Annotated in this window: 13 protein-coding genes; 10 read left to right on the top strand and 3 right to left on the bottom strand. The window is 60.2% G+C overall.

Annotated features, from left to right (window positions below; translation table 11 throughout):
• The first annotated feature begins 150 nt into the window (after positions 1 to 150).
• From GBCGDNIH1_RS15010 to GBCGDNIH1_RS15025, 4 genes are all read left to right on the top strand, one after another.
• On the top strand, positions 151 to 3,567 hold the full coding sequence (locus GBCGDNIH1_RS15010; RefSeq protein WP_011631225.1) for a DUF2126 domain-containing protein: 3,417 nt from the start codon (positions 151 to 153) through the stop codon (positions 3,565 to 3,567).
• Between the two features lie 124 nt (positions 3,568 to 3,691).
• A complete protein-coding gene (locus GBCGDNIH1_RS15015; protein WP_011631226.1) occupies positions 3,692 to 6,220 on the top strand; it encodes a circularly permuted type 2 ATP-grasp protein in 2,529 nt (842 codons plus the stop codon).
• Positions 6,217 to 7,104 carry a transglutaminase family protein gene (locus tag GBCGDNIH1_RS15020; protein ID WP_011631227.1) on the top strand — a complete coding sequence of 296 codons (888 nt, stop codon included), beginning with the start codon at positions 6,217 to 6,219 and terminating at the stop codon, positions 7,102 to 7,104. Before GBCGDNIH1_RS15015 ends, GBCGDNIH1_RS15020 begins: the two co-directional genes overlap by 4 nt.
• A 36-nt stretch (positions 7,105 to 7,140) precedes the next feature.
• Positions 7,141 to 8,751, top strand: coding sequence for a cation:proton antiporter (locus tag GBCGDNIH1_RS15025; protein WP_011631228.1), 1,611 nt, complete (start codon positions 7,141 to 7,143; stop codon positions 8,749 to 8,751).
• A 15-nt stretch (positions 8,752 to 8,766) separates the two neighbouring features.
• Here the strand turns inward: GBCGDNIH1_RS15025 and GBCGDNIH1_RS15030 are convergent, their stop codons facing one another.
• Positions 8,767 to 10,173: a homospermidine synthase gene (locus GBCGDNIH1_RS15030; protein WP_011631229.1), complete on the bottom strand. Its 1,407-nt coding sequence runs from the start codon at positions 10,171 to 10,173 to the stop codon at positions 8,767 to 8,769.
• 222 nt (positions 10,174 to 10,395) lie between these two features.
• On the opposite strand from GBCGDNIH1_RS15030, the gene GBCGDNIH1_RS15035 reads away from it, so the two are divergent.
• Complete coding sequence (locus tag GBCGDNIH1_RS15035; protein ID WP_011631230.1) at positions 10,396 to 12,750, top strand: Orn/Lys/Arg decarboxylase N-terminal domain-containing protein; 2,355 nt, start codon at positions 10,396 to 10,398, stop codon at positions 12,748 to 12,750.
• 139 nt (positions 12,751 to 12,889) lie between these two features.
• A complete protein-coding gene (locus GBCGDNIH1_RS15045) occupies positions 12,890 to 13,936 on the top strand; it encodes a hypothetical protein (RefSeq protein WP_011631231.1) in 1,047 nt (348 codons plus the stop codon).
• Between the two features lie 72 nt (positions 13,937 to 14,008).
• Here the strand turns inward: GBCGDNIH1_RS15045 and fae are convergent, their stop codons facing one another.
• A complete protein-coding gene (fae, locus tag GBCGDNIH1_RS15050) occupies positions 14,009 to 14,557 on the bottom strand; it encodes a formaldehyde-activating enzyme (protein ID WP_011631232.1) in 549 nt (182 codons plus the stop codon).
• Positions 14,558 to 14,641: 84 nt separating this feature from the next.
• Positions 14,642 to 15,805: an alpha/beta fold hydrolase gene (locus tag GBCGDNIH1_RS15055; RefSeq protein WP_011631233.1), complete on the bottom strand. Its 1,164-nt coding sequence runs from the start codon at positions 15,803 to 15,805 to the stop codon at positions 14,642 to 14,644.
• Positions 15,806 to 15,941: 136 nt separating this feature from the next.
• On the opposite strand from GBCGDNIH1_RS15055, the gene GBCGDNIH1_RS15060 reads away from it, so the two are divergent.
• From GBCGDNIH1_RS15060 to GBCGDNIH1_RS15075, 4 genes are all read left to right on the top strand, one after another.
• Positions 15,942 to 16,388, top strand: a complete 447-nt coding sequence (locus GBCGDNIH1_RS15060) for a GlcG/HbpS family heme-binding protein (RefSeq protein ID WP_011631234.1) — start codon at positions 15,942 to 15,944, stop codon at positions 16,386 to 16,388.
• A 35-nt stretch (positions 16,389 to 16,423) separates the two neighbouring features.
• Positions 16,424 to 17,620, top strand: a complete 1,197-nt coding sequence (locus tag GBCGDNIH1_RS15065; RefSeq protein WP_011631235.1) for a substrate-binding domain-containing protein — start codon at positions 16,424 to 16,426, stop codon at positions 17,618 to 17,620.
• A 178-nt stretch (positions 17,621 to 17,798) separates the two neighbouring features.
• Complete coding sequence (gene rpsD, locus GBCGDNIH1_RS15070; RefSeq protein WP_025286076.1) at positions 17,799 to 18,416, top strand: 30S ribosomal protein S4; 618 nt, start codon at positions 17,799 to 17,801, stop codon at positions 18,414 to 18,416.
• 99 nt (positions 18,417 to 18,515) lie between these two features.
• Positions 18,516 to 20,054, top strand: coding sequence for a peptide chain release factor 3 (locus GBCGDNIH1_RS15075; RefSeq protein WP_011631237.1), 1,539 nt, complete (start codon positions 18,516 to 18,518; stop codon positions 20,052 to 20,054).
• Positions 20,055 to 20,056 lie beyond the last annotated feature (2 nt).

Raw genomic sequence — 20,056 nt, forward strand, 5'->3', positions numbered from 1 at the left:
GGTGTGTCAACCTGTGCTGCTGTCTGCCGGCTATTGTGGAAGTCTACAGAAAGTTTGGTTACGCGGTGGCGCAAGGATTGCTTCCATCTTACAACCGGAAGCACGGCACTTCACGCCGCCTATTCCGCCGGTGAAACAGTTGGACACCCCATGTCGATCCATGTCGCTCTTACCCACCGCACTTCCTACCGGTATGAAAAGCCCGCGGCTCTGGGGCCACAGATCATCAGGCTGCGCCCCGCACCACATGCCCGCACCCCGGTGCTGTCCTATGCGCTGAAGGTCGAGCCTCAGCCGCATTTCATCAACTGGCAGCAGGACCCCCAAGGCAATTTTCAGGCGCGGGTCGTGTTTCCGGAAAAAGTCACTCATTTCGATGTGACGGTCGATCTGGTTGCCGATATGGCAACGATCAATCCGTTCGACTTCTTTCTGGAACCGGAAGCGGAAATCTGGCCCTTCGCCTATGATCCGGTGCTGGAGCATGAGCTGGCTCCCTTCCGTCGCCAGGAAGAAGCCGGCCCTCTGCTGAAGGCGTTTCTGGATGAACTGCCTAAGCCGGATGGGGAGGGCGATGGACTGCCCACCATCAACATGCTGGTCGATCTGAACCGCCGGGTGCAGGAGCGTGTCAATTACGTCGTCCGCCTGGAACCCGGCGTGTTTACGCCGGAGGAAACGCTTGAAAAGCAGCTTGGCTCCTGCCGTGACAGCGCGTGGTTGCTGGTGCAAGTGCTGCGGCATCTCGGTTTCGCGGCGCGGTTCGTCTCCGGCTATCTGATCCAGTTGACGGCGGATGTGAAGCCGCTGGATGGCCCGGCTGGCCCGGATGAGGATTTCACCGATCTGCATGCCTGGGCCGAGGTGTACCTGCCCGGCGCGGGCTGGATCGGGCTGGATGCGACCTCCGGCCTTATGGCGGGGGAGGGGCATATCCCGCTGGCCGCGACGCCGGAACCGGCTTCGGCAGCCCCGATCTCCGGCCTGATCGAAAAGGTGGAAACCGAATTCGACTTTGCTATGGGCGTGACGCGGATCAAGGAAACACCGCGCACCACCAAACCTTATATCGAGAAAACCTGGCAGGATATTCTGGCCGCTGGTGCCCGGACCGACCGTGCGCTGAACGCCGGTGATGTGCGCCTGACCATGGGGGGCGAGCCGACTTTCGTCTCTGCGACCGATTTCGAGTCTGCGGAGTGGAAAACGGATGCGCTGGGGGAGACCAAGCGCGCTTATGCCGGTCGTCTGATGCGTCGCCTGACGGCCCTCTGGTCACCGGGGGCTGCGATGCATCTGGCGCTCGGCAAGCATTATCCGGGTGAGCAATTGCCGCGTTGGGCCCTGTATGCGCACTGGCGGGTGGATGGGGAGCCGGTCTGGACCGATCCGGCCCTGCTGGCGGATGACGACACGGTCGATCACGCGACCCCGGAGGATGCGCGTCGTTTTGCCCGGGCGCTGGCAGAGCGGCTGGAGGTCGATGCCGGTCTGGTCGCACCTGCTTATGAGGATATCCATTACTATCTGTGGCGCGAATCCCGTCTGCCCGCCAATGTTCTGGCGGAAGGCAGCAAACTGCGTGATGCGGCGGAGCGGGCAAGGCTGGCGCGTGTGTTCGGGCAGGGGCTGGATGCGGAAGTCGGCAGTATCCTGCCGCTGCGCCGCGCCATTCTCGATGGGCGCCGTATCTGGCAGTCCGGGCGCTGGTTCTTCCGGGGGGATACGCTGTTCCTGATCCCCGGCGATGCCCCGATCGGCTTCCGTCTGCCGTTGCAAAGTCTGCCATGGGCCGATCCGTCCAGTCTGGATACCGATTTTCCGCTGGACCCGTTTGCGCCCAGAAATCCATTCGCGCCCCGTGCCGCCTACAGTTGGGGACATGGTGGTCCATCCCGTGAGGGCGGTCCGTCACGGGATGGTATGGAAGCCGCCTATGCGACCCGCAGCGGGCAGGGTGCCCTTTATCGGCAGGGCGCGACGGCCTATGTCTCTCCCGGTGCATGGCTGGAACGTCCGGTCCGGCAGGAAGCGCCGGTCATCGGGCGCGATGAACCCGATGTGGTCCGCACCGCGCTGGCGGTTGAGGCGCGTGGTGGTGTGCTGCATGTCTTCCTGCCACCGCTCTACGATGCGGAGGATTGGCTGGAACTGGTCGCTCGGGTGGAGGACACGGCCCGCGCCGAAGGCCGTCCCGTGGTGCTGGAAGGCTATGCGCCGCCGGAAGATCCGCGTCTGCTGTCTTTCTCCATCACCCCTGACCCTGGCGTGCTGGAAGTGAACGTGCATCCCTCGGAAAACTGGGCGGTGCATGTGGAGCGGACCGAACAGCTCTACGAAGAAGCGCGCGCGGTCGGGCTGGCGACCGAAAAATTCATGCTTGACGGCACCCATGTCGGCACGGGTGGCGGCAATCACGTGGTGATGGGTGCGGCCCATGCTGCCGACAGTCCGTTCCTGCGGCGGCCCGACCTGCTGAAGTCGATGCTGGGTTTCTGGCATAACCATCCCAGCCTGTCCTACCTGTTCAGCGGATTGTTCATCGGCCCGTTCAGCCAGCATCCCCGCATCGACGAGGCGCGGGAGGACAGCGTGCGGGAGCTGGAGATCGCGTGCGAACGGGTCTCCCCCTTCAGCCCCACTCCGCCCTGGCTGACCGACCGGATTTTCCGCAACATTCTGGCGGATGTGACCGGCAACACGCATCGTACCGAGTTCTGCATCGACAAGATGTATGCGCCGGAGAGCAGCTCCGGCCGTCGTGGTCTGGTCGAGTTCCGGGCGTTCGAGATGCCGCCTCATGCGCGTATGTCCGCGGCGCAGGCTTTGCTGATGCGGGCGGCTGTGGCGGCATTCTGGCAGTTCCCTTATGAGCGCCGTCTGATCAGGTGGGGTACGCGCCTGCATGATGATTTCATGCTGCCGCATTACGTCGCGCAGGATCTGAAGGATGCGCTGGAACATCTGGCGGGTGCCGGGCAGCGTCTGGATCCGGACTGGTTCCTGCCGCATCAGGAGTTCCGCTTCCCGTTGGTCGGTGAAATCGCCGTGCGCGACATGGTGGTGGAACTGCGGCATGCCCTGGAGCCATGGCACATTCTGGGCGAGGAGCCTGCTGCCGGCGGCACCGTACGCTATGTGGACAGCGCGGTCGAGCGTTTGCAGGCACGGGTCACCGGATGGTCAGCGGAACGTTACGTCCTGTCCTGCAATGGCGCAGAGGTGCCGTTGCAGAAAACCGAAACGCAGGGCGAATACGTGGCAGGTGTCCGGTTCAAGGCCTGGTCACCGCCAAGCTCCCTGCACCCCACCATTCCGGCGCATGGGCCCTTGGTATTCGATGTGTATGACAGCTGGACCGGGCGTTCGCTGGGCGGCATGACCTATCACGTGTCTCATCCGGGCGGACGGAACTATGATCGTTTCCCTGTAAATGCGAACGAGGCCGAGGCGAGGCGTCGCGCCCGTTTCTTCCCGTTCGGCCATACATCCGGGCCGATGGAGCGTCCTCGCCTTCTGCCTAACCCGGAACAGCCGCGGACGCTCGATCTGCGGCGGGGACACTGAACAGGGTGGGATTGTTTGACAGAGGGGGTGGGTGCATGCCGAACTGTGCATGTGCTGTCGAAAGAAGGTGGACACCCCCTGATGCGCCGCTAAAACCAGTGTTCATGGCAGATGGACAAGGCATGTGAGCGTCGTCGAAGGGCTGGATGAGATGGTCGATGGCCAGGGGAGCATACGCCCCCACTGGCGCTCCATCCTTGGAACCCTGACCGCGCTGGGGGATGGAGGCATCGCTCAGCGCGCCCGCCGGCTGGACCGCATGTTCGAGCAGGAGGGCGTCTCCAGCTTGATTCCCGGCACGGTCGAGCGTGAGGGGTGGCGGTGCGATCCGGTGCCTTTGCCCATCACGGCGCGGGAGTTCTCGACCCTGGCGCGGGGGCTGGCACAGCGTGCCTCCCTGCTGTCGGCCATGGTGCAGGACGTCTATGGACCGCAACGGGTTTTGTCGGAAGGCTGGCTGCCTCCCGCACTGATTTATGGAAACCGGGCTTTTCTGCGCGCCTGTCGCAGTCAAATGGATCGTCCTTCCGACGGGCATAATGGCACTGCCTCGGGTCAGAGGCTCGATTTCTACTCCGCCGATCTGATCCGGGCGCCGGATGGGCGATGGCATGTGCTGGCAGACCGGACATGCGGCTGTGCGGGGCTGGGCTATGCGCTGGAAAACCGGCGCATTCTGGCCCGTGTGATGCCGGAATCGTTCCGCGTCGCGCATGTGCGCAGGTTGCGGCCTTTCTTCGATTTCTGGCTTGACCGGTTGCAGGAAATTGCGCCGCACAGCGAGGATGGGCAGCCGCAGCATAATCCGATGATCGTGCTGCTGACACCCGGTTATCGCTCGCCGCAATGGTTCGAGCATATGTTTCTGTCGCGGGAATTGTCCTGTGCGCTGGTTGAGGGCGGCGATCTGACCGTTCGCAATGGTCGGGTTTTTCTGAAAACCCTGCGTGGGTTGCAGCCGGTGGATGTCGTCATCCGCCGGACAGACGGGATGGCGGTAGATCCGCTGGAGCTCGCACCGGGGCCGGGAACGGTCGGTCTGCTGGAAGCGGCGCGCAGCGGCAGTGTCACCATCACCAATTCCCCCGGCACGGATATGGCGGAGGCCCCGGGCCTTGCCGCGTTCATACCGTTGCTGGCCGAAAAAATGCTGGGCGAGGCATTGCATATTCCCCAGGTGCCTTCGCTCTGGCTGGGGGAGGAAACGGCGTGGGCGGAGGTCCGGCAGGATCTGTCCCGCTGGGTGCTTCGTTCGGCCATGGATAGCAGTGAGACCCCCATTATTGCCGGTGCTTTGTCGGAGGATGAGCGGGCTGCACTGGAAAAGACCATTGCCGTGAATCCCGGCCGCTGGTCCGCCTTCGCGCATATGGTACCTTCCCGGGCACCTTGCGCCGGGCCTGATGGGCTGACGCCACGGCCCATCACGCTGCGTGTCTTTCTGGCCTGGGATGGCACAGCATGGCGTGCCATGCAGGGTGGGCTTGCTTATGTCGTGCAGGAGGGGCAGGCGGGAGGTGCGCGTCTGGCTTCCCATGGCATGAGCAAGGATGTCTGGGTTCTGGCGGATGATCATCAGGATCTGGCCGGTCCTGCTTTGCGCGTTGTCACGCGACTGGCACCCCGCCGCACGGCGGCTGCCGTGCCGAGCCGGGTGGCTGATAATCTTTATTGGCTGGGGCGTTATGTGGAGCGGCTGGACAGTGATGCGAGGCTGGCCCGTGCCGTATTGATCCGGTTGAATCGTGGCCTTCTGCTGCCGCATGAGATGGTGGAGCTGGATACGCTCGGTCAATGTCTGGCGACCTCCGGCCTGCTTTCATCGCCGGTGGGGGCGGGGGCGCATGGTCTGTTGGCCAGCGGATTGCTCTCGGCAACACGGGATGATGGCGCGCTGGGGATTCTGCTGGGTCGGGTTGCCCGGTTGACGGAGCTGGTGCGGGATCGCCTGACCGATGAAATGTATGCCACCTTCACCACCACCCTGCGCAGTGCGCGGGCAGAGACGTTGATCACCGGCAAAAGTCTGGATCAGATGGCGCAGGCCATGGCGGAAATATCCCGCTTCTGCACGGCCGTTTCCGGTGCTGCGGCGGAAAATATGGTGCGCGGTGGCGGCTGGATGTTTCTGGAGCTTGGGCGTCGGATCGAACGGGCATGGACATCCGCCGGTATGCTCGCAACAGTTCTGGATACGCGCCCGTCCTGGCTGGAGACAGGTCTGCGCATCGCACTGGAATTATGCGACAGCGCCATAACCTACCGGAATCGGTATCTGACGGCGATCCAGCCTGATCCGGCGCTGGATCTGGTGATTGCCGATCCCGACAATCCACGCAGCCTGTTTTTTCAGCTCGTTGCGATCAAGGAGCGGTTGATGCAGGTCGCCGAGGCCGCACAGCAGCCGGACGAGGCAGCCGGTTTGATTGCGGCCGCAAACGCGTTGGGTGAGGACGCTGTCGCCATTGCCGGAGATGTGGTCAAGGCGGATGATCCATATGCTGCCACGTTGACGGCGGCGAAGCGTTTGCGGGGGCTGGAAACAGGTGTGGCCGCTCTTTCCGACCAGATTACCCGTCAGTATTTCACCCTGCTGCCCAGCCAGTCCGTCGGACAGCCGCGGCTGGCGGAGGAAGATGGGGTGGTATCGTGAAATTCCGTGTCCGCCATCTGACCCGCTATCACTATGAAGATCCGGTCGATCTTGCCAGCCATATCCTGCATCTGACGCCGCGTGATTGTCGCGGGCAACAGGTTCTGACAACAGGGTTGGACATCGAACCTGCCCCTTCCCGTCGCGTGGATGGGCGGGACCATTTCGGCAACCATCTCTCATGGCTTTCACTGGATCAGTCGCATCAGGTTTTTTCCGTCATGGCGGAAAGTATAGTGGAAGCCTTTTTCCCGCCTCCTCCACCCGATGAAGAGACGCCTGCCTGGGAAGAGGTCGCGGCCTTGGCCCGTGCGGGCAGTGGTACGGCTATGGAGGCGGCGGAATATGTATTTCCCAGTGTGATGGCCCCGGCTGATCCCGATGCAGGCCGCTATGTCGCTGTCAGCTTTCCTCCTGGACGGCCTGTTCTGGCTGCGCTGCGCGATCTGCTGGCGCGGATCAGGGGAGAATTCAAATTTCGGGCCGGCATTACCGATCTGCACACGCCGGTTTCGCGGGTGGTAGCCCAAAAGGCGGGTGTCTGTCAGGATTTCAGCCATATGGTGATTGCTGGCTTGCGTTGGCTCGGCCTGCCGGCCCGCTATGTCTCCGGATATATCCGTACCTATCCTCCGCCGGGACAGAAACGGCGGGAGGGAACGGATGCATCCCATGCCTGGGTCGGATGCTGGCTTGGTCCTGCGCATGGCTGGGTGGATATCGACCCCACGAATAACCTGATCGTGTCCGATGAACATGTGGTGGTCGGCTGGGGCCGTGATTATGATGATGTCAGCCCGGTACGTGGCATCATTCTTGGCGGCGGCCGCCATGATATGCTGGTCAGTGTTGACCTGGCACCGCTGGAGGAGGAGGTCACCTGACTTCTTTGTCCTCCTGTCAGCAGGAGCAGGATACGCTTGGAACAGTTCGAGTTTCTGATTCTTCTGCTGGCAGCCATTGTCGGGTTGGAGGTGCTGGCCCGTAGGCTGCATCTGCCCGCCGCCGCGGCTTTCATTCTGGGTGGTGGTGCGCTGGCACTCATACCCGGGATAGGGATGCCGGATGTTGATCCCGACCTGATTCTGGTGATTTTTCTGCCGCCTCTGCTGATGAGCGGCGCATATATGACTGTGTGGCGTGATTTCCGGCAGAATCTGCGGGGTATTTTGCTCCTGGCTGTGGGAGCCGTAATTTTCACCACTATGGTGGTGGGTATCGGCGTCAAATGGTTGCTGCCCGACCTGCCATGGGCGGTGTGTTTTGCGCTTGGCGCCATTGTGTCGCCCCCGGATGCGGTTGCGGCCAACGCGGTACTGGAACGGGTGAGTCTGCCGAGCCGCATCACCGTGCTGTTGCAGGGCGAAAGCCTGCTGAATGATGCCGCCGGGCTGGTGCTGTTCCGTTTTGCGATTGTCGCGGCATTGACGGGAACGTTCAGCCTGTCTGGCGCACTGACCTCGTTTTGTGTTCTCTCGGTGGGTGGTGTGGCGCTGGGGGCTGTGATTGCGTACGCCGGATTGCTGGCGATCCGCTGGCTGCATGGCCATGGTGAGGCCGTCGTGACGGTCACGCTGTTGATGGCCGCCATATCCTATATCGGCGGAGAGAAACTCCATGTTTCCGGCGTTCTGTCGACCGTGACAACTGGCCTTATCGTCGGCTGGCGACAGCATGAGGTGTTTTCGGCCGATACGCGGATGCGTGCCCATGCCGTGTGGGGCAGTCTGGTGTTTCTGCTGGAATCTGTCCTGTTCATGTTTATCGGCCTTTCCCTGCGAGGCGTGCTGGGAAGGCTGGAAGATCAGGGGAACGCCGTTCAAGCCTTTCTGCTCCCCTCCCTTCTGGTAGTGTCCCTTGTTGTTGTCTCCCGGTTTGTCTGGCTATATGCGGCGGACGGATTTTATTCTCTGATGCGGGTTATTGGCGTCAGACATGGGCCGGCGCCTTCTCTGGCAGCGTCTACCATCATGGGTTGGGCGGGAATGAGGGGGGTGGTGAGTCTGGTCGCGGCATTATCCGTCCCGGAAACCATGCCGGGCCGTGATTTCATCCTGATCGCTACCTTCCTGGTTATTCTGGTGACGGTCCTGGTGCAGGGTACCACACTGGAACCGCTTATCCGGCTGCTGCGTCTGAGTGGCGCCGAGGAACTGGAAATGAAGCGTCACTCGGAAGACCGGGCATGGGCTTCTATGACAGCGGCGCAATACCGGGCCATCCAGAGGGCTTCTCACACCCCTGATGGCAAGGAACGTCATCCCCGTCTGCTGGAGCAATATGCCCATCGGGCAAGTGTCGCGTCTATCTATGCGAAAAATCCGGACGAGCATCGCCCGCATGAAATTGACCATTTCATGGCGATACTGGAAGCCATCAAGGCAGGGCGGCATGAGGTTCTGCGCCTGCACCGCGCCGGAGAAATTACTGACGCCGTGCTCCACGACATGGAGCAGGAGCTTGATTTACAGCAATTGGTTGCTGAGGCCCGGGTCACTAAGGACGGGGAGGAATTGATCCTCCCCGCATAGGTGTCGTTGCAGTAGTCAGACCAGGATATTTTTGAAGCGATAGGGCTCGCTGCGGTCAAGATCTTCCGGGAACAGCGTTTCCCGGCCATCAAGCGGCGTCCAGTCGGAGTAGGCACCTGCCATTTCGCCCAGATAAGGGCGCATGATATCCAGGGCGCGCACATGGTCGATTTCGTCGGCTTCGACCACGCCGCGGGCCGGATTTTCGATCGCCCAGACGATCGCGGCCAGCACCGCGGCCGTCACCTGCAGGCTGGTGGCGTTGTTATGGGGGGCGAGCTTGCGGGCTTCCTCAATGGTCAGGCGGGAGCCGAACCAGTAGACGCCGCGCTCATGACCCATCAGCAGGACGCCGAGTTCGTCCATACCGCTTTCGATTTCGTTCATCATCAGACGCTGGCGGGGCTGCATCTGCCAGTTTTTGCCCGCCAGTTCATGCACCGACAGAACTGCGTCATCGCAGGGATGGTAGGCATAATGAACGGTCGGGCGATAGCGAACGGAGCTGCCTTCCCGCACGGTAAAGTAATCGGCGATCGAGATCGCTTCGTTATGCGTGATCAGGAAGCCATGATACGGGCCTTCCAGCGGCGTCCAGCTACGCACCCGGGTGGAAGCGCCGGGGCGCATCAGGTAGATCGCCGCACCGCAGCCGAAATCGTGATGGCGCCCGCCGGACGGCAACTCCGCCTCATGCGTGCCCCAGCCCAGCTCGGCAGGCTGGCAGCCTTCACCGACGAAACCGTCAATGGACCAGGTATTGACGAACTCGCCGACTGCTTTGGGACGGTTGCTGACCTGGGTATCGCGCTCGGCGATATGGATCGCCTGAATGTTCAGTGTCTGCGCCAGGGCCGCCCAGCCTTCGCGCGTGGTCGGGGCGGTGATTTCGTGGCCGGTATCGCGGGCAATGGTTAACAAAGCGTCCTTGACCAGATGGGAAACGAAACCGGGATTGGCACCATGGGCGATCAGCGCGGTCGGGGCGTCTTCCGGACAGCCTTCACGCAGCGCCAGAGCACTTTCACGCAACGCATAGTTGGAACGCTGGGAGGGTGTCAGATCGGGATCGGTATATCCGCCCGGCCATGGCTCAATGCAGGTATCGGTATAAAGCGCCCCCAGTTCACGGCAGAGCAGGATCAGGGCGACGGAAGAAACCTCTACCGACAGATTGACCAGAAAATCCCCTTTGCCGAGTAGTGGCAACAGGATATCCCGGTAGTTTTCACGGGTCAGCTGTATAACATGATGAGCGATCCCATATTCAGCCGCGATAGCCGCACCGCGATCATCGGCGGTGACAATGGTGATCCGATCTGAGGGCATCGCGACATGACGCAGGATCAAGGGCAGTACGCCCTGGCCGATACTGCCGAAGCCAAGAATGACCATCCGACCGTCGAAGCTGAGAGAGACCATAAATAAGAAAATCCCCGGATACTATGATGCGGGCCATACCTGAACAGCCAGAGTCATCAGGCTGTATTTTGTCCAGGCACAAAGGCACCGTTGGGGAACGTCTGCCAGCCTGCTTTTTCCCTCAAGAGAAATATTAAAGACATTTGCATTCTGGAGCCTTTTCCCCCTGCAGAAGACTGGCCCGGACCGCTATAGCCACATGACGACTCAAGGGAGCCTGGAATGGAATACGGACGCCGCTTCAAATTTCTGGTCTGCGCACCGACCTTTAACCCGGACGATCTGGAAGGTATCCGCCTTCAACAGATTCTGGAGGAGATCGAGCAGGACGGATATTTCGTGCTGCGCGCCCGCCGGGATGACGATGCGGAGCTGGCCATCCGTACCGACGCCGCCATTGGTTGCGTCATCGTTGACTGGGGCAAGAAAGGGGCGGCTGGTAAGGCGGCCGGGCTGATTGAACTGATCCGCAAGCGCGGTCTGGATGTGCCGATCATCGTGCTGGTACGTCGCCACAGGCTGGAAGATATCCCGGTCGCTGTGCTGGACAATATCGACAGCTTTATCTTCCTGGCTGACGAAACGCCTGACTTTATCGCGAAAAACCTAGTCGCACGCCTGCGGCAATATGCCGATACGCTGAAGACGCCTTTTTTCGGCCAGTTGGTCGACTATGCCGAGCAGGGCAACATGTTGTGGACCTGTCCGGGGCATAATGGCGGCGTGTTCTATCGCCGCAGCCCGATCGGCCGCATTTTCGTTGAGCATTTGGGCGAGGCGATCTTTCGTGACGATCTGGACAATTCCGTGCTTCAGCTGGGTGATCTGCTGACCCATGAAGGTCCGGCCCTGAAAGCCCAGCGGGAAGCCGCCACGATTTTCGGAGCCGAGCGGACGTATTTCGTGCTGAATGGCACCTCGACCTCCAACAAGATCGCGCTGAATGCTCTGTTAGCGGAAGGCGATCTGGTGCTGTTCGACCGTAACAACCACAAGGCGGCGCATCATGGCGCTTTGCTGTTGAGTGGGGCTGTGCCGGTTTATATTGATACCGCCCGCAACCCGCATGGCATGATCGGTCCGATGCGGCGGGATGCGTTGAATGAAGAGGCGCTGAGAGAAGCGATCCGCACTCATCCGCTGGTGCGCGATCCGGAAGCGTGGCGCAAGCCTCGCCCGTTCCGCGTGGCGATGATCGAGCAGTGCACCTATGACGGCACTATCCATTCGGCTGAGGAAGTGCTGGCGACGATCGGCCATCTGTGTGACTATATCCTGTTCGATGAAGCATGGGCCGGTTTCATGAAGTTCCACCCGCTGTTCCGGGGGCGCTTCGGCATGGGTCTGCGCAATCTGGGTGAGAACGATCCCGGTATCATCGTGACACAGAGCACGCACAAGCAGCTCGCTTCTTTCTCTCAGGCATCACAGATCCATGTGAAGGACAGTCATCTGAAAGGGCAGGACCGTCAGATCGGTCACAACCGTTTCAACGAGATGTTCCTGCTGCACGCCTCCACCAGCCCGTTCTATCCGCTGTTCGCCTCCCTTGATGTCGGTGCGCAGATGATGAAAGGCCGCTCCGGCGAGGTATTGTGGGACGATACGGTCCGGTTGGGGATCGAACTGCGCAAAAAGATCAGGCTGACGCGGAAAGAATACAAACAGGCGCAGACCAGCCCCGATCTGCAGTGGTTTTTTGAGCCGTTCGTCCCCAAGCGTGTGCAGCCCTCGGAAAAGGCGGAGGCCTTCGCCGGATTACGTTGGGAAGATGCGCCGACGGATCTGCTGGCTTCGGATCCGGAACAGTGGATGTTGCGCCCCGGTGATGACTGGCACGGCTTCCCCGACCTGCATCCTGGCTGGGTTATGACCGATCCGAACAAACTGACCTTGCTGACACCCGGTTTTGATGGACGCAACGAGGACAACTACGCCGATCATGGCGTGCCGGCGCCGGTGGTGGCGGAATATCTGCGTCAGAACCGCATCGTGCCGGAAAAGAACGATCTGAATTCTCTGCTGTTTCTTCTGACGCCCGGTATTGAAAGCAGCAAGGCGGGAACGTTGCTGTCCTATCTTGTCACGTTCAAAAACCTGCATGATCAGAACGTGCTGTTGTCCGACGCCATTCCGGATTTCGTGGCACGTCGACGGGAGCGCTATAAGAACGTGCGTTTGCGTGATCTCTGCGCGGAAATGCACGCTTTCTATCGAGACCGGCAGGTCAGCCGGTTACAGGCGGAACAGTTCATGGCGCAGCACCTGCCCGAGATGGCCATGCTGCCGCACGAGGCCATGCGCGAACTGGTGCGCAACAATGTCGATTACCTGCCCCTGGAAGAAGCGCAGGGAAGAATCGCCGCGACATTGTGGCTGGTTTATCCGCCGGGTATCGCGACCATCGTTCCCGGTGAAAGGCTCGGTCCCAATGCGGAGCCTATGGTCGCCTATCTGAAAGCTTTTGAAGATGCGGCAAATCAGTTCCCCGGATTTGAAAATGAGATTCAGGGCTTATATCGAGAAAATAAAGATGGCAGGATTCGTTTTTATACATATTTTGTAAGGGAGCGCTGACTGATCATGGCCTGACATCTGATGTCAGGCCTTCTCCTGATGGACATTTTGAAAAATAAGTTTGAGGCCGCATTGAATATTTGATTTCCATATTTTTTTCTGCGTTAATTTTCCTAAATTTTTATTCAGGAAAATTGAAATGATTACGAATAAATTATACCGATCCTTTGTTTTAGCAGGTTTGTTTCTGGCAACGACCCCGCTGGCATATACCCAGTTTGCACATGCCCAGTCTTGGCAGGCTTCCTCATCTGTCAAAGTAAGTCGCTCTGTCTCTGTTACCAGATCTTCCTCTCCTATGCCGAAGAGTGTCGGCATTCCTCTTTTCCCGATCAGGGCAGGCAATGTTCCTGTTATGGTCCATATTTCTATCGGTGGCGGACCGACAACATCTGTTTCGGTGGATACAGGCTCGGCAGGTCTTTACGTCATGCAGAAGGATGCCGGGCCTGATCTCGTGGCACTTCCGACACGGGTCCGGCAGGGTTATACGGATGGCACCAGATTCGATGGATACTGGGCCAAGACAACCATTGCATTTCCGGATTCTCAAGGACCGGTGACAACAAGGCAGCCGATTGTCGTCGGTGTGATCACGCGGGTTTACTGCGCGGCTACCCAACCCAATTGCCCGGGCAGTATCAACAAGCCCGGCATTATGGGAATCAGCATGAACACAAGCACCAGTCTGGTCAGCCCCTTGGCGCAGCTGCCTACTCCATTATCGAATGGGTATATTATTGATGTCCGGGACAGAAAAACACCGACTCTGACAGTCGGGCTGACCCAGGAAAATACGGCAAAATTCAGCTTTGCAGCGCTTAAACCTACTAAAGCAGGCCCATCTGGTGCGCCGTCATGGACGGGAACATCTTTAACAGGCTGTTATACCGTCAATGGGGAGGCTGCCTCATGCACACCGATTTTGTTTGATACCGGTGCTTCCTATGGGGTTTTCAATATAGGAAATGCAAATCCGAAACTGAGCAGGACAGGCTGCCTGTCACAGGGGCAGAAATTCGAGATTGATTTCAAGGATGTTTTTCATCTGGCTTTGATGACGACCGCGAACACGGTTTTTTGTGTCTCTAAAACGGCCACATCTTCCAATATTGGTTCTGCGCCGTTCCGCTATATGGCGGTTGCCTATGACGCACAGAATGGCCGATTGGGATTTATGCAGTAAGAGAGAGATTATAAAAAACGCCGCATGCTTTGTTACCGGGCATGCGGCGCTTGCTATGATCGGGATAGAGAATCAGATTTTCCCGTCCAGTCCCATCTGATGATATTTGTGAATGATCTTGTCCTGGTTTTCGAGCAGCCAGTCGATTGACGGTTCGTTCTGCATGGCCTTGCGGATGGCTTCCGTTGTGCCTTTGCGCTGGATTTCGAACAGCGCCTTATGATCCAGATTGTCGTCATTGATCACAGACGGCGCCAGCCACACGGAACAGATGATGCCAAGATCATTGACCTGATCTTTCGGCAGATAGCCTTCCCGTACGGCATCCAGAACACCGTTGGCGATGGCGAATTGAACCGTGCCCATCAGGATATTGGTGTAGCGCTGGCTTTTCACGGTTACTTTGGACACGCACAGAGTCACTGGGCGAACCTGTATCCCGGTGTTCAGAATGGCGAAAACACGACTGTGACCGGCAACCTGATCGCCTACCAGAGTGGCGAGAGCAGTGCCGACCGGCCCGTCCAGCGCACCGATGACGACTTCCGGTTCTGCCGCGGTGCCGGGTGGTCCGCCAGCGACCAGAGCCTCACCGGTACGCAGGATAATACGTTCGCTCATGGAGGGGTCTCCTTATCGGATGAGGGGAAGGAAATGAGGGGGCTGACAGATTGGCCGTATCGAATTCTGCCCGCCTCAGAGATATCACGCGCCAGAATGATCGGGGAGTATGGCCCGGGCAATGCGCATAGCAGCATTTGCCGCCGGTATGCCCGCATAACACGCGACATGCATCAGTGTTTCTGCGACATCGCCGGGGGAGGCCCCGGTATTCCTTGTGGCGCGGCAATGGCCTTTGAACTCCTCCTCAGCACGCAGAGTGGCCAGGACGGCCAGAGTGATCAGACTGCGGGTGCGACGATCCAGGCCGGGGCGTGACCATGGCCCGCCCCAGGCGGCCTCCGTCATCCATGTCTGGAAATCCCGCTCGAAGGGGGAGGCATGGTCGAAGGCACCCTGAACGAATTCCTCCCCCATGACAGCGCGGCGCGTGGCCAGTCCTCGCGTCAGTGCATCGGCCTGTGCCTGTGCACCGATAAAGCGGTGGATCGCCTCCACAACCTGTCCGGGCTGTTCGGTGCAGATCATATGGGCAGCATTTTCAATGATGGTGAAGGCCGCTCCGAGCCGATCGCGAAGCGCTTCAGCCATGGGGATCGGGGTGGATCGGTCCTGATCCCCCACCAGTACAAGCGACGGTGCCAGAATGGCTTCGGCATGATCCGACAGATCGGCGACGGAGAGGGCCTCGCACGCCGCGGCATATCCTTCCGGATCGGTCCGGCAGAGCATTGTATACAGGCCGTGCGAGGCGGGATCAGTCAGAAACTCCTCCGTCACCCAGCCGGGCAGCACCTGATCTGCCAGCAATGCCATCCCTTCCGCTCTCGCCAGCGCGGCGCGGTCCAGAAAACGGGACGGTTCTGCCATCGCCAGACCGGTATCGCAGAGAATCAGCGAACGCACCCGGGCCGGAGCGATGGCTGCGAGCATCTGTGCGACCATCCCGCCCAGAGAAATGCCCGCAACATGCGCTTCATCCACGCCCAGCGCATCCAGCACCGCCAGCGCATCCCGTGCCAGCATGTCGATGCTGTATGGTCCCTGCGTCACCTCCGTCAGCCCATGTCCGCGCAGATCGGGGCGGATGACGCGATAGCTTCGGGCCAGTTCCGCTGCCATGCCGTCCCAGGCTGCTCCGGTCGCACCGAGCGCATGGAGGAGCAGGAAAGCGGGTGCTCCCTCCGGACCATCAACCGTCAGATGGATGTTCAGATCTCCAGCCAATTCCCCGGTGCGTAGAAACATCCGTCTTTATCCTCTTCCATGCTGAAGCCGTTCTGGACTTGCCGCGATGCTTCATGCAACGCATGGGCCAATAAAATGACGCGGCGACAGAGTCGTGAAGGCTGGTCACCCATGCTGAAAGAGGAAGTCGGATATCATGAGCGATACAGGACAAGATACAGTGCTGACACTGAACAAGGCGCAGGCAATCGTTACGGCCAGCCTCGAAAAGGCGGCCTCTGCCGGGATGAAGCCGCTGGCGATTGCGGTGCTGGATGCACGCGGAGCGCTGAAGGCTTTCGGGGCGTCGGATGGTACCAGCCTGCGCCGGGGTGAGGTTGCGATTGGCAAGGCACATGGCGCGGTGGCGCTGGGTATGGGCAGCCGGGCAATTGCTGATCGTGCCGCAACGGATCCGAGTTTTGTGGCGGCGGTGACTCATGCCGTTGGCGGCTCCCTGATTCCCGTACCGGGCGGGGTGCTGATCATGGCGGGCGACACCCTGCTGGGTGCGGTTGGTGCGTCGGGCGATACATCCGACAATGACGAGGCGGCTGTGGTCGCGGGGATCGAGGCCGCAGGATACACCGCGCGCATCCGTTAACAGTGATGCGGACAGGGAGGCCATAAGCGGCGTTCATGGCGGGGCATAAGACCGGATCATCTCTGCCGGGGCGTCGGATGGCGCTTGCGTGGGCGGCATCCCTGTTGACGGGTGCTCACAATGCATGGGGGCGGGAGGAAGGGCATTCCGGTATTCGGCATGCTCTTCCCCGGACACCTTCTGCCCCGGCTGCTGTTGCGCCTGATGCGACCGCCAGCCTGCTGCACCGTGTGGTCATGGGATGCAGCGGTGAGGATTATGCCAGCGCCGTGCAGGCGGTGGCAGGGCAGAGGCTGGGGCGTCTTCAGACGAGGTTGGTGGTCGATGTCACCGATACGCTGCCGAGGATGGAAAGTATCCGGCAGGCCCGCATTCTGGCACGGCCGGCGCCTTGCGATGTGCTGCTGCTGGACGACATCGCCATGTATACCCTGTCCCTGATCCAGCCCTTTCGCCCCGCCACACCGCAATTTCTTCCGGCTCTGATCGGTGTCGAACCGGATCTTCGGCTGCCCTATGCTGCTCCGCAGATGCAGAGCGGTCTGGTCATCGTCCGCCGTGCGTCCCTGACAAAGGACATGGTGCTGTTGCGCTATGGTGATCTGGCTTCACCGCGGCTGCATGGGCGGGTCGGATTTTCGGATGCGCAGTATCTTCAGGTCATGGGCGCTGCCACCTTGGCCATGGGTGGGAGCATGACATATTACGCGCCCGGTCTGACCTGGCTGCGCCGCCTGCGTCACCATGGAGCGCGGAGCTATCCGAGCGATGAAGCATTGGGCAATGCCCTCCGTACCGGAGAGATCGTTGCCGCCCTGACCTTGCAGGCCAATGCAGTGATCTGGCAGCAGATGGTAGGCGACCTGGCCTGGCATGCGGCAGAGGAGGGGGTCATTCCCGTTATCATGCAGGCAGCCATGCTGCGCAATGATGCCGACCCTGCCGCTGCCGCCCTGGCCTGTAATATGTTGCTGGAACCGCCGGTGCAGACCGATCTGATGCACCGTACCGGTTTCCTGCCGACCGTAACCTCCCTGCTTGAAGATCACGAAACGATCCGGGCCTATGGTTTTTCCACCTATCAGCGGGACCGGTTCCAGTGGCCGGCTTATTCCTATCTGGCAGGAGAGATGATGGCGCTGTGGAAACAGTGGATTGCCATTTTTGATGCCCGGCCCGTGCGTTCGCCCCACCGTCCGGCGGGGCATCCGAAACCGGTGACCAGACCGTGATGAGGAGGGCGGGAAAATTTGACTTTTGGATGAACGCTCTCTATAGGGCCGCCCTCATGGCCGGGAACGCGGACGGACCTTCGGGGTTCGCGCCCGCCGGATGCAGCTGCATCCGGACTACCGGTGCAACAAAAGACTCAAGGCGCATGCCGGGTCACATAAAGAAGGCTGTCCTGCGATGACCAAACGCGCAGAATCGAAATTCAAGATCAATCGCCGCCTCGGCGTCAACCTGTGGGGCCGCGCCAAGTCTCCGCTGAACAAGCGTGACTACGCACCCGGCCAGCATGGTCAGCGCCGTAAAGGCAAGCCGAGCGATTTCGGCATTCAGCTGATGGCGAAGCAGAAGCTGAAGGGCTATTACGGCAATATCAGCGAGAAGCAGTTCCGCAAGTATTATGAGGAAGCGGTCCGTCGCAAGGGTGATACCTCCGAGAACCTCATTGAGCTGCTGGAACGCCGCCTGGATGCCGTCATTTATCGTATGAAGTTCGCGCTGACCCCGTTCGCGGCGCGTCAGTTCGTGAACCACGGCCATGTGCTGGTGAACGGCAAGCGCGTGAACATCCCGTCCTATCTGGTGAAGGTCGGTGACGTGGTGGAAGTGCGTGAGAAGTCGAAGCAGCTCGCCATGGTGCTGGACGCCACCCAGAGCGGTGAGCGCGATGTGCCGGAATATCTGCACGTCGATCATCGCCTGATGAAGGGCACCTATGCCCGCTATCCGAAACTGTCCGATGTGCCGTACCCGGTGCAGATGGAACCGAATCTGGTCATCGAATACTATTCTCGCTGATCCGGTTTTTATCGGTACGTTTTTCAACGCCGGGCATGGCAGCATGTCCGGCGTTGCCGTTTCTGCCGCTGCTTGTCCTGATGGGGTGCGCTTCGCGTTATGACCGCGCTTGCCAATGAAATCCGCCGCCGTCGCACCTTTGCGATCATTTCCCACCCTGACGCGGGTAAAACCACCCTGACCGAGCGGTTGCTGGTCGCTGGTGGGGCCATTCAGCTTGCAGGAAATGTCCGCGCCAAAGGGGAGCGGCGCCGCACCCGGTCGGACTGGATGGCCATTGAGCGGGATCGCGGCATTTCCGTCGTCACCTCGGTGATGACGTTCGAATACAAGGATTGCGTGTTCAATCTGCTGGATACGCCGGGCCACGAGGACTTTTCGGAAGATACCTACCGCACACTGACGGCGGTGGACTCGGCGGTGATGGTGATTGACGCTGCGAAAGGTATCGAGGCCCGCACACGCAAGCTGTTCGAGATCTGCCGTCTACGCGATATTCCCATCATCACCTTCATCAACAAGATGGATCGTGAGGCGCAGGACCCGTTTGCGTTGCTGGACGAGGTCGCGAATACGCTCGCGCTGGATACCGCGCCGGTTACCTGGCCGGTGGGCAGGGCGGCGGATTTCATCGGCACCTATGACCTGCGTTTGCAGGAATACCGTCTGACGCAGCAGGTTCCGGAATCCGATCCTCGCATGCAGGGGGTGGCGGAGGAGCTGGAGCTGGTCCGTGCCGCCCTGCCGGAATTCGAGGTTGAAGGTTTCATGGAGGGCCATTTGACCCCGGTTTTCTTCGGTGCGGCGATCAAGGATATCGGCGTGACCGATCTGCTCGATGCGCTGTCCGCCTTCGGGCCGCCGCCCCGGGCGCAACCGGCGGATACCCGTATCGTCTCGGCGGAAGAAGAAACAGCCACTGCGCTGGTGTTCAAGATTCAGGCGAATATGGATCCCAATCATCGGGACCGGATTGCCTTTGCCCGCGTGTGCTCCGGCAAGATCGTGCGCGGCATGCGGATGAAGCAGGCCCGCACCGGCAAACAGATTCCGCTGCATGCACCGCAATTCTTCTTCGCGCGCGACCGTCAACTGGCCGAAGAAGCCTTTGCCGGTGACGTGGTGGGAATTCCCAATCACGGCACGCTACGCATCGGCGATACGCTGACGGAGGAAGAAGGGCTGAACTTCACCGGTGTCCCTTATTTCGCCCCGGAAATCCTCCGCCGCGTGCAGATCAAGGACGCCATGAAAGCCAAAAAGCTCAAGCAGGCTTTGCAGGAACTGGCCGAAGAAGGCGTCGTACAGCTGTTCCGCCCGCGCGATGGCTCCCAGCCGATTGTCGGTGTGGTCGGGGTGTTGCAGCTGGATGTGCTGATGGCGCGGCTGGCCAATGAGTACGGGGTGCCGATTACTTTCGATCAGACACCGTTTTCGCTGGCGCGCTGGGTGTCCGGGGAGAAAGCGGCACTGGAAAAATTCATTGATGCGCAACGCAGCGCCATGGCGGATGATGTCGACGGCGATCCGGTCTTTCTGGCAAGCTCCGCCTTTATGATGCGGCGTACGGCGGAACTGAGTCCCGATATTACGTTCCGGGACGTCAAGGACATGCATGCGGATGCTGTTTCTGCATAAGC

The sequence above is a fragment of the Granulibacter bethesdensis CGDNIH1 genome (assembly GCF_000014285.2).
In the GTDB taxonomy this organism is placed as follows: Bacteria; Pseudomonadota; Alphaproteobacteria; order Acetobacterales; family Acetobacteraceae; genus Granulibacter; species Granulibacter bethesdensis.